This window comes from Nocardioides sp. zg-1228 (assembly GCF_017086465.1).
In the GTDB taxonomy this organism is placed as follows: Bacteria; Actinomycetota; Actinomycetes; order Propionibacteriales; family Nocardioidaceae; genus Nocardioides.
Genome location: NZ_CP070961.1, coordinates 1,444,155 through 1,458,501 on the forward strand (window position 1 = coordinate 1,444,155; position 14,347 = coordinate 1,458,501).

12 protein-coding genes are annotated in these 14,347 nt (G+C 72.6%); 4 read left to right on the forward strand and 8 right to left on the reverse strand.

Annotation, left to right across the window (positions count from 1 at the left end; genetic code table 11):
• Position 1: 1 nt before the first annotated feature.
• The 3 genes from JX575_RS06975 to JX575_RS06985 form a co-directional block, all read right to left on the reverse strand.
• Positions 2–1,873, reverse strand: coding sequence for a hydantoinase B/oxoprolinase family protein (locus JX575_RS06975; protein WP_186341715.1), 1,872 nt, complete (start codon positions 1,871–1,873; stop codon positions 2–4).
• 3 nt (positions 1,874–1,876) lie between these two features.
• Complete coding sequence (locus tag JX575_RS06980) at positions 1,877–3,952, reverse strand: hydantoinase/oxoprolinase family protein (protein WP_186341716.1); 2,076 nt, start codon at positions 3,950–3,952, stop codon at positions 1,877–1,879.
• A 63-nt stretch (positions 3,953–4,015) separates the two neighbouring features.
• Complete coding sequence (locus tag JX575_RS06985) at positions 4,016–5,221, reverse strand: CaiB/BaiF CoA-transferase family protein (protein WP_206054547.1); 1,206 nt, start codon at positions 5,219–5,221, stop codon at positions 4,016–4,018.
• Between the two features lie 154 nt (positions 5,222–5,375).
• Between JX575_RS06985 and JX575_RS06990 the strand changes: the two genes are divergently transcribed.
• Positions 5,376–6,068 (forward strand): GntR family transcriptional regulator, encoded by a 693-nt coding sequence (locus JX575_RS06990; protein WP_186341717.1) that lies wholly within the window; start codon positions 5,376–5,378, stop codon positions 6,066–6,068.
• Between the two features lie 34 nt (positions 6,069–6,102).
• Here JX575_RS06990 and JX575_RS06995 read toward each other — a convergent pair whose 3' ends face one another.
• Positions 6,103–7,194, reverse strand: coding sequence for a winged helix DNA-binding domain-containing protein (locus JX575_RS06995; RefSeq protein WP_186341718.1), 1,092 nt, complete (start codon positions 7,192–7,194; stop codon positions 6,103–6,105).
• 1 nt (position 7,195) lies between these two features.
• The gene (locus JX575_RS07000) at positions 7,196–7,648 is read right to left on the reverse strand and encodes an XdhC family protein (protein WP_186341719.1); all 453 of its coding nucleotides are present in this window, start codon (positions 7,646–7,648) and stop codon (positions 7,196–7,198) included.
• Positions 7,649–7,672: 24 nt separating this feature from the next.
• On the opposite strand from JX575_RS07000, the gene JX575_RS07005 reads away from it, so the two are divergent.
• From JX575_RS07005 to hemW, 3 genes are all read left to right on the forward strand, one after another.
• On the forward strand, positions 7,673–8,605 hold the full coding sequence (locus JX575_RS07005; protein ID WP_186341720.1) for an aminoglycoside phosphotransferase family protein: 933 nt from the start codon (positions 7,673–7,675) through the stop codon (positions 8,603–8,605).
• Positions 8,606–8,855: 250 nt separating this feature from the next.
• Positions 8,856–10,676 carry a long-chain fatty acid--CoA ligase gene (locus tag JX575_RS07010; RefSeq protein WP_186341721.1) on the forward strand — a complete coding sequence of 607 codons (1,821 nt, stop codon included), beginning with the start codon at positions 8,856–8,858 and terminating at the stop codon, positions 10,674–10,676.
• A 107-nt stretch (positions 10,677–10,783) separates the two neighbouring features.
• Positions 10,784–12,001: a radical SAM family heme chaperone HemW gene (hemW, locus tag JX575_RS07015; RefSeq protein WP_186341722.1), complete on the forward strand. Its 1,218-nt coding sequence runs from the start codon at positions 10,784–10,786 to the stop codon at positions 11,999–12,001.
• Positions 12,002–12,126: 125 nt separating this feature from the next.
• On the opposite strand, the gene JX575_RS07020 is transcribed toward hemW, so the two are convergent.
• From JX575_RS07020 to JX575_RS07030, 3 genes are all read right to left on the reverse strand, one after another.
• Positions 12,127–12,975: a DUF3097 domain-containing protein gene (locus JX575_RS07020; protein ID WP_186341723.1), complete on the reverse strand. Its 849-nt coding sequence runs from the start codon at positions 12,973–12,975 to the stop codon at positions 12,127–12,129.
• A 90-nt stretch (positions 12,976–13,065) separates the two neighbouring features.
• Positions 13,066–13,422 carry a hypothetical protein gene (locus JX575_RS07025; RefSeq protein ID WP_186341724.1) on the reverse strand — a complete coding sequence of 119 codons (357 nt, stop codon included), beginning with the start codon at positions 13,420–13,422 and terminating at the stop codon, positions 13,066–13,068.
• Between the two features lie 54 nt (positions 13,423–13,476).
• A complete protein-coding gene (locus tag JX575_RS07030) occupies positions 13,477–14,340 on the reverse strand; it encodes an MBL fold metallo-hydrolase (protein WP_186341725.1) in 864 nt (287 codons plus the stop codon).
• Positions 14,341–14,347: the final 7 nt, after the last annotated feature.

Sequence of the window (14,347 nt, forward strand, 5' to 3'; positions counted from 1 at the left end):
GTCACCGGGGGACCGGGGGACGCGGGGCGGGCAGCCCGGTCTCCTCGAGCGCCCGCTCGAGGATCGTCTCCATCGGCGGTCCCATGTCGAAGGTCGGCAGCGGGCTGGGGCGCCCGGCGCCCAGCTCGGCGCGCAGCGACTCGGTGGCGGGGGCGTCCACCGTGCCCGACTCGTCGCACACCACGCCGTAGCGGCGCGCGCCCTCGGCGCTGACCAGGCCGCGGGTGACCTCCAGCCCGACCAGCGCGGGGTCGCGGGCGAGCGGGTCTCCCCAGCCGCCGCCGCCCCAGGTGACGAAGTGCAGCAGGTCGCCCGGCGCGACGGGGACGTCGTGGACCTTGCTGGGCAGCACCTCGGTGGTGCCGTCGGCGCGCACGAGCCACTTGCGCCCACGCGCGCCGGGCTCGCCGCCGTTGACGCCCCACGGGTAGGTCAGCCACCGGTCGTCGTGGATCGCGATGGTGCCGCCCTCGAGGAAGCGGTAGGTGACGTCGACGCCGTTGCCGCCGCGGTGCAGCCCGGCCCCACCGGTGTCGGTGACGGTCTCCCAGCGTTCGATCCGCAGCGGGTAGTAGGACTCGAGGTACTCACACGGGATGTTGACGAACGACGGCCACAGCGAGTGGCCGTCCGGGCCGTCGCCGATCGGCCGGCCCGGGATGCCGCCGAAGCCGATGGAGTAGAGCTGGAACCACTCGCCCTTGCGGTCGCCCTCGCCGTAGGTGCCGGAGTACATGAAGTGGGGGGAGGAGGAGAACCCGGCGGCGTTGAGCAGGTCGGGGTTGGTCTGCCCGAGCAGGCCGCCGAAGAGGTCGAAGACCCGTCCGATGCCGTGGTTGCGGGCGTTGAGGGCGGCGGGGTACTGCGGCTTCCAGAACGAGTCGTCGGGGATCTCGACGTCGACGAGTGGGTAGAAGCCGTCGTTCCAGAGGATCTGCGGGTCGGCGACGGTGATCATGTAGATCCCGAAGAACATCCGCACCAGGTTCTCGTTGATGTAGTAGTTGATCGGGCCCTGGGCCTGCGGGCTGCTGCCGGTGAAGTCGAGCAGCACCTTGTCGCCGGTGCGGGTCAGGCTGAGCCGGAGCTCGTAGGGGCCGTAGCCGAGGCCGTCGTCGCAGATGTAGTCGGTGAACGACAGCGTCCGGCCCTCCTCGAACACCATCGCCAGCAGCGTCTTCATGGCGCGGTAGTTGCGCTCCAGCAGCGCGTCGAGCGCGGAGCTGTAGGTGTCGACGCCGAAGCGGGCGCACAGCTCCTGCACCCGACGGGCGGCCGTGCGGCAGGCCGCCACGATGCCGTTGAGGTCGGCGCGGTTCCAGTCGGGCTTGCGCACCTGGTTGAGGATGATCCGGAGCGCGTCCTCGTCGAGGACGCCCTTCTTGTAGAGGCGGAAGGGCGGGATGACGACGCCCTCCTCGAAGATGGTGCGGGCGTCGGTCGGCATCGAGGCCGGGGTCTTGCCCCCGACGTCGGACATGTGGCCGAACATCGACGTCCACCCGACGATGCGGCCGTCGAAGAACACCGGGATGACCACCAGCCAGTCGTTGGCGTGGCTGATCGCGGCCCCGCACGAGTAGGGGTCGGAGGTGAGCAGGACGTCGCCCTCCTCGATCGTGCCGTCGAAGTTGTCGAGGAAGTCGGGGATGGACAGCCCGAACTGGCCGACCATCATCTTCCCGTCGCGGTTGGCGATGAGGGGGAACTCGTCGTGCTGCTCGCGGATGCCGGGGGAGAGGGCGGTGCGGAAGAGCACCTCGTCCATCTCGTAGCGCGCGTTGCGCAGGGCGTTCTCGACGAGGTCGAGGGTGACCAGGTCGACGTCGACCTGCTGCAGGGGGGAGGTGTTGGTCTCGATGAGGTGTGCCACGGCTCAGCCCTCCTGGGCCTGGTCGACGGGTCGGATGAGGAGGCTGCCACTGGGATGCACGGTGGCGGCGTGGTCGCGCAGCACGAGGGTGGTGGAGTCCATCTCGGTGATCACCGCGGGGCCGACGACGACGTTGCCGGCCCGCAGCAGCGAGCGGTCGTAGACGTCGGCATCGACCATCGCGCCGTCCGACCAGATCCGGTGCTGCTGCACCCGCGCCACCGAGGGGTCGTCGCCGCCCTCGGCCAGCACGACGGCGCCGACGTCGGGGCGGGGGGCGTCCGCGGTGGCCCTGAGGGTGACCAGCTCGTGCTCGGTGTCGAGCACGAAGGAGAAGAGCCGGTCGTGCTCGGTGTCGAACGCCTTGCCGAGCGCCTCGAGCCCACCCCCGCGGCCGTCGAAGCCGTCGATGTCGACGGTGACGGGGATCTCGAAGCCCTGCCCGTGGTAGCGCAGGTCGGCCGCGTAGGTGACCCGCAGCTGGTGGTCAGGGACGCCCTCGGCGCTCAGCGTCGCCCGGGCCGCGGTGGCGAGGTCGTCGAGGATGGTGCGCAGGGCGCCGTCGGTGAGGTCGCCGAAGCGGCGGACCAGGGTGCGGACCGACTCGTCGCGCAGGCTGGTGGTGGCGTCGCCGTAGGCGCAGAGCACGCCCGGGGACGGCGGGATGATCACGGGCCAGGAGCCGGTGAGCCGACCGAGGGCGTTGGCGTGCAGCGGGCCCGCGCCGCCGAAGGCGACGAGTGCGAAGTCGCGGGGGTCGTAGCCCTGCTGGACCGACACCAGCCGCAGCGCACCGAACATGTTCTCGTTGACGATGTCGATGATCCCGGCCGCCGCGGCCTCCACCGAGTCCAGTCCGGTCGCGTCGGCGATCGTCTGCACCGCGGTCCTGGCGGCGTGGGGGTCGAGGGTGACCTCGCCGCCCGCGAGCGCGGTGGGCAGGTGGCCGAGCACGACGTTGGCGTCGGTCACGGTGGGCTCGACGCCCCCGGCGCCGTACGCAGCGGGCCCGGGCGCGGCGCCCGCCGACTGCGGGCCGACCCGCAGCGCCTGGGTCAGCGCCGGCACGTGGGCGACGGAGCCGCCGCCGGCCCCCACCGTGCGGACGTCGACCGAGGTCGCGCGCACCTTGAGGTCACCGACGGTGGTCTCGCGGCCGATGCGGGGGGTGAGGTCCTCGACCAGGGCCACGTCGGTCGAGGTGCCGCCCATGTCGAAGGTGAGGAAGTCGCGGTGGCCCGTCTGCGCGGCCACCCAGGCGGCGCCGGTGACCCCTCCGGCGGGGCCGGACAGGAGCAGGTTGACGGGGTTGTCGGCGGCCACGCCCGCCGAGACCAGACCGCCGTCGCTGCGCAGGATCGACAGCGAGCCGTCGACCCCGGAGTCCTGCAGCTGGCCAGCCAGGTTGGCGACGTACCTCGTGACGTGCGGCTGCACGGCCGCGTTGGCGACGGTCGTGATCGTGCGCTCGTACTCCCGCAGCTCGGGCAGCACCTCCGACGACAGCGACACGGCGATGTCGGGCAGCTCCTCGGCGGCGATCTCGCCCACCCGCTGCTCGTGAGCGGGGTTGGCGTAGGAGTTGATCAGGCAGATGCTCAGCGCCTCGATGCCACGCCCGGCCAGCCTGCGGAGCTGGGCGCGGACGTCGTCCTCGTCGAGCTCGGTCACGACGCTGCCGTCGCTCGCGATGCGACCGCGCACCTCGACGGTGTCCTCGAGGGCCGCGAGGGGCTCGGGCTTGGGCCAGATGATCCAGCCGGCCAGCCCGCCCGGGACGAACGACCGTCCGATCTGCAGCACCTGGCGGAAGCCGTGGGTGGTCACCAGGCCGACCCGCGCGCCCTTGCCCTCCAGGATCGCGTTGGTGGCGACCGTCGTGCCGTGGAAGACGTCGCCGACGACGCCGCGGTCGATCCCGGCCGCGGCGCACGCCTGGTCGATGCCGCGCAGCACGCCCACCGACTGGTCCTCGGGTGTGGAGGAGGTCTTGGCGCGGAAGGTCGCGCCGGAGTCCTCGTCGATGAGCAGGATGTCGGTGAACGTGCCGCCCACGTCGACTCCGAGCCGATAGGTCATGGGTGCTCTCCTTGGTGGTCGGTGCCGGGGTCGGGTGAGTGGGGTCGGAGGGAGTGGTGCGGATCAGATGACGCCCGCGGCGCGCAGGGACGAGAGCTCGTCGTCGCTGATGCCGAGCAGGCCGCGGTAGACGGCGTCGTTGTGCTCGCCCAGGGCCGGTCCGACGTGCCGGACGGACCCGGGGGTCTCCGAGAGCCTGGGGGCGACGTTGTGCATGGCGAACTCGCCCAGGTCGGGGTGCGCGAGCCGCACGATCGCCTCGCGGGCGGCGAAGTGCTCGTCGGCCAGCATGTCCTTGGCGCGGAAGATCCGGCCCGCCGGGACACCGCCGGCGTGCAGCCGCTCGAGCAGGTCGTCGGCCGCGATCGTGCTGCTCCACTGGGCGATCAGGCCGTCGAGCTCGTCCATGTGCCGGCCGCGGGCGCCGTGGGTCGCGTAGCGCTCGTCGCTGGCGAGCCCGGGCTGCCCCATCACCTCGGCGAGGCGACGGAAGACCGTGTCCTGGTTGGCCGCGATGAGCACCATCTCGCCGTCGGCGGTGGGGTAGACGTTGCTCGGCGACACGTTGGGCAGCGTCGTGCCGGTCCGCTCGCGCTGGTAGCCCGCCACCTGCCACTCCGGCACGAGCGACTCCATCATCGCCAGCACCGCCTCGTAGATGGCGGAGTCGACCACCTGGCCCCGGCCCGTACGCCCGCGCTGGTGCAGGGCGACGAGGGTGCCCAGGCAGGCGAAGGTGGCGGCGAGGGAGTCGCCGAGGGAGACCCCGGCGCGGGCCGGGGGGCGGTCGGGGTCGCCGGTGACGTAGCGGATGCCGCCCATCGCCTCGCCGATCGAGCCGTAGCCGGCGCGCGCGGCGTAGGGGCCGGTCTGGCCGAAGCCGGTGACCCGGGTGACGACCAGGCCGGGGTTGGTCTCCCACAGCGTCTCGGGGGCCAGCCCCCAGCGCTCGAGGGTGCCCGGGCGGAAGTTCTCGATGAGCACGTCGGCCCTGTCCACCAGGCGCCGCGCGAGGTCCTGGCCGCGCTCGGTGCGCAGGTCGGCGGTCACCGACTGCTTGTTGCGGGCCACGACCGGCCACCACAGCGACTGGCCGTAGGGCTTCTCCCGGCCCCACTGGCGCATGGGGTCGCCGTGGGCGGGGTCCTCCACCTTGATCACCTCGGCACCGAAGTCGCCGAGCAGCTGGCCGCAGAAGGGCCCGGCCAGCAGCTGGCCGAGCTCCACCACGCGCAGGTCGTCGAGGGGGAGGGGGCCTGGATCCGGCACAGCGGAGCCTTTCGTATGCAAACGCGGCGCCGAGTGTGAGGTAGATCATACGGCGATGACGCGACGCTAGCGCTGTGTCCGGCGACCCGTCAACGGCCGTGCAGAAAGTTGCATACAATCGTCCCCGCGAGCGGCGCTGCTAGGGTTCGCGACCATGACCCTCGACGCGGGCGCGGACGCCGGCAAGGCCGCCGAGGTCACCTACCTGACCATCCGCCGCCAGATCCTCAGCGGCGAGCGGGCCGGCGGCGAGTGGCTGCGCGAGGGCGACCTCGCCGCGGTGATCGGCGTGAGCCGTACGCCGGTGCGCGAGGCGCTGCGCCGGCTGGCCGCGGAGGGCCTGGTCAGGCACGAGCCCAATCGCGGGGTGCAGGTCGAGGACTGGGGCGTGGGCGACCTCGACGAGATCTTCAGCCTCCGCTCGCAGCTCGAGCCGTGGGGGTGCGGCCTCGCCGCGACCACCGGCGGTGCCGACCTCGAGCTGCTCGCCGGGCTCGCCGACGGCATGGACCGCGAGGCCCGGCGCGTGCCGCCCGACCTCGACGCCATCACCGAGCTCAACAACCGCTTCCACCGCGCGATCCTGGAGGCCTCGGGCAACACCCGCCTGGTCGGGCTGGTGTCGTCGGTGGTGGAGGTGCCCCTGGTGTGGCGCACGTTCTCGCACTACTCGGCCGAGGCGATGCAGCGCAGCCTGGCCCACCACCACGAGATCGTGCATGCCCTGCGGGCGGGCGACGCCGTGTGGGCGGAGTCGGTCATGCGCGCCCACGTCCGCGCGGCCTGGGTGACCCTGCGCGAGGAGCGCGGCGGCGAGCCCTCGCTCGACCAGCCCGCTCGCCCCTAGCCCTCGCCGCAGGCCGCCGGTCCGGGTCGCGCGCTCACACGGACTCGCGCGTGATCCCCACCTCGGTCACCGTGATGCCGAGCGCTGTCTCGAGCGCCGCCACCGGCTGCTCGAGCTCCGCGCGGCGTGGACGACGGGTGCGGGCGAACCACGTCACCTCCATCGGCCGGCGTCGTGCCGTCCCGCCGGCACGCCAGTGGCCGGTGATCCGGCCGTCGACGAGCAGCGGCGGCAGCAGCATGCCGTTGGACTCGCTCCACAGCCGCCTGTGGTGCTCCGGGGTCACGAACCGGTCCCGCGCCTTGGAGTCGTAGCCGCAGAGCAGCGCGTCGAACTCCGGCAGCAGGCGCACCCCGGGGAGGTCGCGCGGGGGCGGCGCGTGCGGCAGGTCGACGTACGCCCGCCCGCCGGGTCCCTCGTGCTCGACCACCTCGAGCCCGGCGATGCCCTCCTCGACCGCCCTGAGCGGCAGCCCGGCCCACCAGCCGACGTCCTGGCGCGACGCGGGGCCGTGCGCGCGCAGGTGCAGTGCGACGACGTCGGCCAGCGTGGCCGGGCCCGTGGGGTGGAAGGTGCCGTAGACCGGCGTGCCCTGGCCCTCCCACCGGTCACCCGAGGCCGGTCGCCGCACGAGGCCGCCATGGGTGAGCGCCACGTGGCGGGCGGGGCCGTCGTCGACCACGCCCGCCGACGCGGGAGCGTGCTCGGCGAGCCAGCGACGCGCGTGCTCGCGCAGGTCGTCGGGGCTGCGCCACTCCCGGGCGTGGTCCTCGACCGACGCCCACAGGTCGGCGATCTGCTCGTCGGTGATGCCGAGCATCCGGGCCCACCGCTGGTGCTGCCCGACGCGGGTCGCCTCGGCGAGCACGGTGTAGGTCTCCGGCGTCGCGGTGTGGACGGTGCCGCGGATCGTGCTGCCGCGGACGATCTCGCCACGGTCGTACGCCTCGCTGATCGCCGCGTGGCTCACGCCGGGGAAGCGCGCCCCGAGGCCGATGAACGCCGACCGCGCGGTCTGGGTCTGCATGGCGCCGATGGCGCGCACCTGCTCCGCGACCGTGCCGGGGTCGTCGGGGAACTGACGCGCGAGCGCGGCTGCCGCGAGGTCGTCCCAGCCGAGCGCCACCTCAGCCGCGCATCGGACCGCCGGGGCGGCCGTAGGACTCGGCGACGACCTCCGCGACCACCGAGAGCGCGATCTCGCCCGGCCCCTTGCCGCCGAGGTCGTGGCCGGCCGGCACGTGGAGGGCCGACGTGTCGACGCCCTCCGCGGCGAGCTCGTCGAGCAGGCCGGCGGCGCGGGCGCGGCTGGCCATCATCGCCACGTAGGAGGCGTCCGAGGCCAGTGCCGCGCGCAGCACCGCGGGGGCGTCGGGGGCGTCGTGGTCGCAGAGCACCACGGCGTCGCCGGGCTGCGGGTCGAGCCCCGGACCGCCGTCGTCCATGGCCTCCACCACGACGTTGCGACCGGCCGCGGAGGCGATGGCGGCGATGGCGCGGGAGATGGGGTTGTCGGTCAGGACCAGGATGCGGCCGTGCTCGGCCCTGTCGTCGGACCACGGCTGCTGGCGCTCACCCATGCGGGCCACCCTAGGCTCGCCCGCATGCCGGTCACCATCCCTTCGGGGCTGCAGTCGCGCCGTGCGCTCGGGGAGGACTGGGCGCGCTGGCTCGACCGGCTGCCGCGACTGACGAGCGAGCTGCTCGCCGACTGGGGGCTGCGCCCGGACGGGGACCCGCTCCACGGCTGGTGCTCGCTGGTCGTCCCGGTGCGCGACGCCGACGGCCTCACCGGGGCGCTCAAGATCAGCTTCGACGGCGACGAGGAGTCCCTCCACGAAGGGCTGGCGCTGCAGCACTGGGGCGGGAGCGGTGCCGTCCGGCTGCGCACGGCCGACCCGCGCAGGCGCGCACTGCTGCTCGACTGGCTCCCCGGGCCCGACCTCACCGACGCGTGGGACGTCGAGGCGTGCGAGGTGGTGGGCGAGCTCTACACCCGGCTCCACATCCCCGCCCTGCCGCAGCTGGCGAGCGTCACGTCGTACGTCGAGCGGTGGCTGAGCGAGCTCGAGGCGCTCGGCCTCGACATCCCGGTGCCGCGGCGCTACGTCGAGCAGGCCCTGTCCCTCGGCCCCGACCTCCTCGCCACCGACGCGCCCCCGGTCGTCGTCCACGGCGACCTGCACTACGCCAACGTGATGGCCGACGAGACGGGGGAGTGGCGCGCGATCGACCCCAAGCCGATGGCCGGCGACCCCCACTACGAGCCGGCGCCGATGCTCTGGAACCGGATGGAGGAGCTCAGCGGCCCGCTCGCGGTCGGGTCGGTGCGCGACGGGCTGCGCCGGCGCTTCCACGCGCTCGTCGACGCGGGCGGCCTCGACGAGGCGCGCGCCCGTGACTGGGTCGTGGTCCGCATGGTGCTCAACGCCGGCTGGACGGTGCAGGACGCCCAGGGGGCCGGGCGCCGGCTGACGGGTGACGAACGGGACTGGATCACCCGCTGCATCGCGGTGATCAAGGCCGTGCAGGACTGACGGGAGCGTCTCGGCTCCTGCGCCCCGGGCCGCGACGCGACGGCCCACGGACGTGTCCCGCGATCGCGTCGGAGTGGGTCGAAAGTCGGAAAGTCGGCGGCAGGACTGGACATTCCCCCCATTTGCTACCGCTCGGTAAACGCAGTGATCTAGGTTACAGCCCACACGTCACCAGCATCCCCCTCCAGCACGCCCCCCAGCATCCCCTGTGGCGCCCGCCGCCACGTCCCGACGAATGAGTAGGTAACAGATGCCGACCACGATCGACACGGCCTTCCTCGACCAGATGCCGCCCAACGTCGCCGTGCAGTTCTTCGACCGCGTGAGCGCCACTCCCGACGCCGAGGCGTTCCGCTTCCCGCGGGGGGAGGCGTGGGAGTCCGTCACCTGGAAGCAGGCGGGCGACAAGGTCGAGGCGCTCGCCGCCGGCCTGATCGCGGTGGGCGTCGAGCCCGAGCAGCGCGTCGGCATCGCCTCCGGCACGCGCTACGAGTGGATCCTGGCCGACCTCGCCGTCATGTGCGCGGCCGGGGCGACCACCACCGTCTACCCGACCACCAACGCCGAGGACACCGTCTACATCCTCGCCGACTCCGAGAGCCGGGTGGTCTTCGCCGAGGACGACGAGCAGGTCGCCAAGCTGACCGCGCACCGCGGCGAGCTGCCCCACGTCACCAAGGTCGTCGTCTTCGACGGCGCCACCGACGGCGACTGGATCATCTCCCTCGACGACCTCGCCGCGCTCGGCGCGGAGCGGCTCGCCACCGAGCCCGACGTGGTGCGTACGACGTCGCAGGCCATCCGTCCCGACCAGCTCGCCACCCTCATCTACACCTCCGGCACGACCGGACGCCCCAAGGGCGTGCGGCTGCGGCACTCGTCCTGGGTCTACGAGGGCGAGGCGATCCGCGCGCAGGGCATCCTCGGCCCCGACGACCTCGAGTTCCGCTGGCTGCCGATGGCGCACTCGTTCGGCAAGGTGCTGATGTCGACGCAGATGGCGTGCGGGTTCGCCGCGGCGATCGACGGTCGCGTCGACAAGATCGTCGACAACCTGGGCGTGGTGAAGCCGACGTTCATGGGCGCCGCGCCGCGCATCTTCGAGAAGGCCCACGGCCGGATCGTCACCATGCAGGCCGCCGAGGGTGGAGCCAAGGAGAAGATCTTCAAGAAGGCCTTCGAGGTCGGTCTCGACGTCGAGCGCCGCAAGCGCGAGGGCAAGCCGGTGCCGCTGGGCCTCAAGGTGCAGCACGGCCTGTTCGACAAGCTGGTGTTCAGCAAGATCCGCGACCGGTTCGGCGGAAACGTCCGCTTCTTCATCTCCGGCGCCGCCGCGCTCAACCGCGACATCGCCGAGTGGTTCGGCGCCGCCGGCATCACCATCCTCGAGGGCTACGGCCTCACCGAGAGCTCGGCGGGGTCCTTCGTCAACCACCCCGACGACAACAAGTTCGGCACGGTCGGCTCGGTCTTCCCGGGCAGCGAGGTCAAGCTCGGCGAGAACGACGAGGTCATGATCAAGGGCCCCGGCATCATGGACGGCTACCACAACCTTCCCGAGGAGACCGCGAAGACGCTGACCTCCGACGGCTGGCTGCACACCGGTGACAAGGGCGCCATCGACGAGGACGGCCACCTGGTCATCACCGGGCGGATCAAGGAGCTCTTCAAGACGTCCGGCGGCAAGTACATCGCCCCGCCGGCGATCGAGTCGAAGTTCAAGGCCGTGTGCCCCTACGCCAGCCAGTTCATGGTGTTCGGCGACGAGCGCAACTACTGCGTCGCGCTCGTCACCCTCGACCCGGACGCCATGGCCGGCTGGGCCGAGGAGAACGGCATGAGCGGGGCCTCCTACACCGAGATCGTCACCTCCGACGCGGTGCAGAAGATGGTCGGCGACTACGTCGAGGAGCTCAACAGCCACCTCAACCGCTGGGAGACCATCAAGAGGTGGCGGCTCCTCGACCACGACCTCACCATCGAGTCGGGCGAGCTGACCCCCTCCATGAAGGTCAAGCGCAACGTGGTGCAGGACAACCACCGCGCGATCATCGAGGAGATGTACGCCTGACGGATCCGGCGCGCCCGGCCGCGGGCGCACGCGCGTACTGGTGAACGGGTGCCGGTGGGAGACCACTGGCACCCGTTCGCACGTGGCCCACATGGTTGGATACCGGCGTGCCCCCCGCCCAGCCCGACGGCGACGTCGCCCCCGAGGACGGCCTGCTGCCCGACGAGGCGTGGGCCCAGTTCGGCACCAAGCCGTTCGGTCTCTACGTCCACGTCCCGTTCTGCTCGGTGCGCTGCGGCTACTGCGACTTCAACACCTACACCGCCGAGGAGCTCGGTGACGAGGTCGGCGCCGGCCGCTCGTCCTACGCCGAGGCGGCGATCCGCGAGATCCGGTTCGCCCGCCAGGTGCTCGGCCACCGCGACGTCAAGATCGACACCATCTTCTTCGGCGGCGGCACGCCGACCCTGCTCAAGCCGGCCGACCTCGGCGCCGTGGTGGCCAGCGCGGCCGCCGAGTTCGGCCTGTCCGACGGCATCGAGATCACGACCGAGGCCAACCCCGACAGCGTCGCCGTCTGGGACCTCGAGGAGCTGCGCACCGCCGGCTTCAACCGGATCTCCTTCGGCATGCAGTCGGCCGTCGACCACGTGCTGCGCACCCTCGACCGCACCCACGACCCGATGCGGGTGCCCGCGGTCGTCGAGTGGGCGCGCCAGGCGGGCTTCGACGACGTCAGCCTCGACCTGATCTACGGCACGCCGGGGGAGTCGCTGGCCGACTGGGAGACCTCCGTCGACGCCGCCCTCGCCTGCCGTCCCGACCACGTATCGGCCTACTCGCTCATCGTCGAGGAGGGCACCGCGATGGGCCGCCAGGTCGCCCGCGGCGAGCTGCCGATGCCCGACGAGGACGACCTCGCCGACAAGTACCACCTCGTCGACGAGAAGCTCTCGTCCGCGGGGATGAGCTGGTACGAGGTGTCCAACTGGGCGACCTCGCCCCAGCACTGGTGCCGCCACAACCTCCTCTACTGGACCGGCGGGCACTGGTGGGGCGTCGGGCCGGGGGCGCACTCGCACGTCGGCGGTGTCCGCTGGTGGAACGTCAAGCACCCGGCGGCCTATGCCGCGCGGCTGGCCCGCGGCGTCTCGCCCGCCCTCGCTCGCGAGGTCCTCGGCTACCAGGACCAGCGGGTCGAGCGGATCCTGCTCGAGATCCGCCTCGTCGAGGGACTCCCGGTCACCGCGCTCGAGGCGACCGGCCGTTCGCAGGTGGCCCGGCTCGTCGCCGACGGCCTCGTCGAGCTGGCCACCGAGCGCCTCGTGCTCACCCAGCGCGGCCGTCTCCTCGCCGACGCCATCGTCCGCGACCTCGTGGACTGACCCGCCGCTCCCGCTGACGGTTCATCAAGGTATGCAGCCCAGCAGGCACTTCCCTCGATCAGTTCACGCCGGGAAGTGCGGGTTCGCCTGCATACCTTGATGAACCATCGTCACGGGAAATACGGCTACGGCGCCGTCGTGAAGTCGATGAGCTCCTCGACCCGGCCGAGGAGGGCCGGCTCGAGGTCGGCGTAGGAGCTCACCCGGCCGAGGATGTGCTTCCAGGCGCGGGCGATGTCGGCCTGGTCGCGGTGCGGCCAGCCGAGCTGCTGGCAGGTGCCGGTCTTCCAGTCGATGCCGCGGGGGACGCTGGGCCACGCCGGGATCCCGAGCCGGTCGGGCTTGACCGCCTGCCAGATGTCGATGAACGGGTGCCCGACCACCAGGACGTGCTTGCCGATGGGGGAGCGGGCGATGGCTTCGGCGATCCGCGCCTCCTTCGAGCCGGGCACGAGGTGGTCGACCAGTACGCCGACGCGGCGCTGCGGGCCGGGCCGGAAGTCGCGCAGGTGCTCGGCGAGGTCGTCGACGCCGCCGAGGTACTCCACCACCACGCCCTCGATGCGCAGGTCGTCGCCCCAGACCTTCTCGACCAGCTCCGCGTCGTGGCGGCCCTCGACGAAGATGCGGCTCGCTCGGGCGACGCGGGCCGGTGCGTGGGGCACCGCCACCGAGCCCGACGCCGTACGCGTGGGGGCGGCGGGCGCGCCGGCGCGGACGGGTCGGGTGAGGATCACCGGCTTGCCCTCGAGCAGGAAGCCGGGGCCGAGCGGGAAGGTGCGTCGCTTGCCACGGCGGTCCTCCAGCGTGAGGGTGTCGATGTCGCGGTCGACGGCGACGACCTCGCCGCACCAGTCGGTGGTGACCTCCTCGACGACCATGCCGAGCGCGGTCGGCACCTCGGTGGCGCGACCGTTGCGAGGCGCGCGCCAGTCACCGGAGAGGACGTCGGTTCCGTAGCGATCCTGAGGCACCGGACCACGGTAGGGGCCCGACGCCCCGAGGTGGGGGTGGCACGCCGAGCGGTCGTCAGCCACCACCCGCGACACCGCACCTGACGGGGCTCAGCCCCCGGCGATGCCGGCGCCCTGGGCGCCGTCGCCACTGTTGGCGTCGTCGCCGGTCTCCCCGCCGTCCCCGCTGTCGCTGTTGCCCAGGTCCTCCTGGGTGGCGTCCATCTCGAGCTCGTCGCGGCTCTTGGTGGCCTCGTCGTCGGGGTCGAGCGGCTCGGCCAGCGGGTTGTCCTCGCCCGGCTGGAGGTCGTCGGGGAGCTGGTCGTCGGAGATGCCGCCGAGGGTGGCCTCGTCGGGCGACGCGGTGCCGCCGGAGTGGTCGGAGTCGGCCGGGCTGGTGCGGCTGCCCGCCTTCGGCGTGTCGGTCGACTCGGTGTTGTCGGTCTGGGACTCGCTGTTCTCGCTCATGCACCAGTCCTACTGGCCCGGCGCCGCCGAGACCAGCCCCCGCGGGGTGGGGGCTCAGATGAGGGGCAGTCGCTTCTGGCTGCGGGGCAGGTGCTCGTAGCCCAGCCGGACCGCGCTCACCAGCCGCTCCGGGTCCCACGGCCACTCCCCGGCGGCGAGGGCCTCGGACTGCGGCACGCCGCGGCCGGCGAGGTCGCGGATGGTCTCGGCGATCACGCCGAGCTCGAGTCGCTGGTCCTGCACGAACGCCTTGTCCACCACCGCGCCGTGCCCGGGCACGACGACGGTCGCATCGGTCATCAGGCCCAGGACCAGGTCGAGCGTGAGCGGCCACTCCAGCGGCCAGGAGTCGTCGCCGATGAACGGCGGGTCGGACTCCTCGACCAGGTCGCCGCCCAGCAGCACGTCGGCATCGGGCACGCGGACGACGAGGTCGCCGGCGGTGTGCCCGCGCCCGGGGTGGATCAGCTCGACCGCCCGGTCGCCGAGGTCGAGCTGGACGGCGGAGGAGAAGGTGCGGGTGGGCAGCCGGAGCGTGGTCGCCAGCACCTCGTCGCGTCGCGGGTCGTCGGCGTCCTGCTCGAACTTCTCGAAGGTGCGGGCCGCCGACTCCTCCATGTGCTCGACCGCCCAGTCGGTGGCGTGGATGGGCAGGTCGCCGAACTGCTCGACCATGGTCGCGTTGCCGAAGTGGTGGTCCCAGTGCTCGTGGGTGTTGACCAGCGCGGTGAGCGGTCCGGCGCCGAGCCGGCGTACGTCGTCGGCGACCGCGCGCGCCTGCGCGGCGGATCCGTGGGTGTCGACCATCAGCAGGCCGTCGGAGCCGCCGACGAGGGTGATGTTGACGTGCATCCAGTCGTAGTGCGCGACCCACACGCGCGGGGCGACCTCGGTGAACCGCGGGGTGTCGTCGGGCATGGGCGCG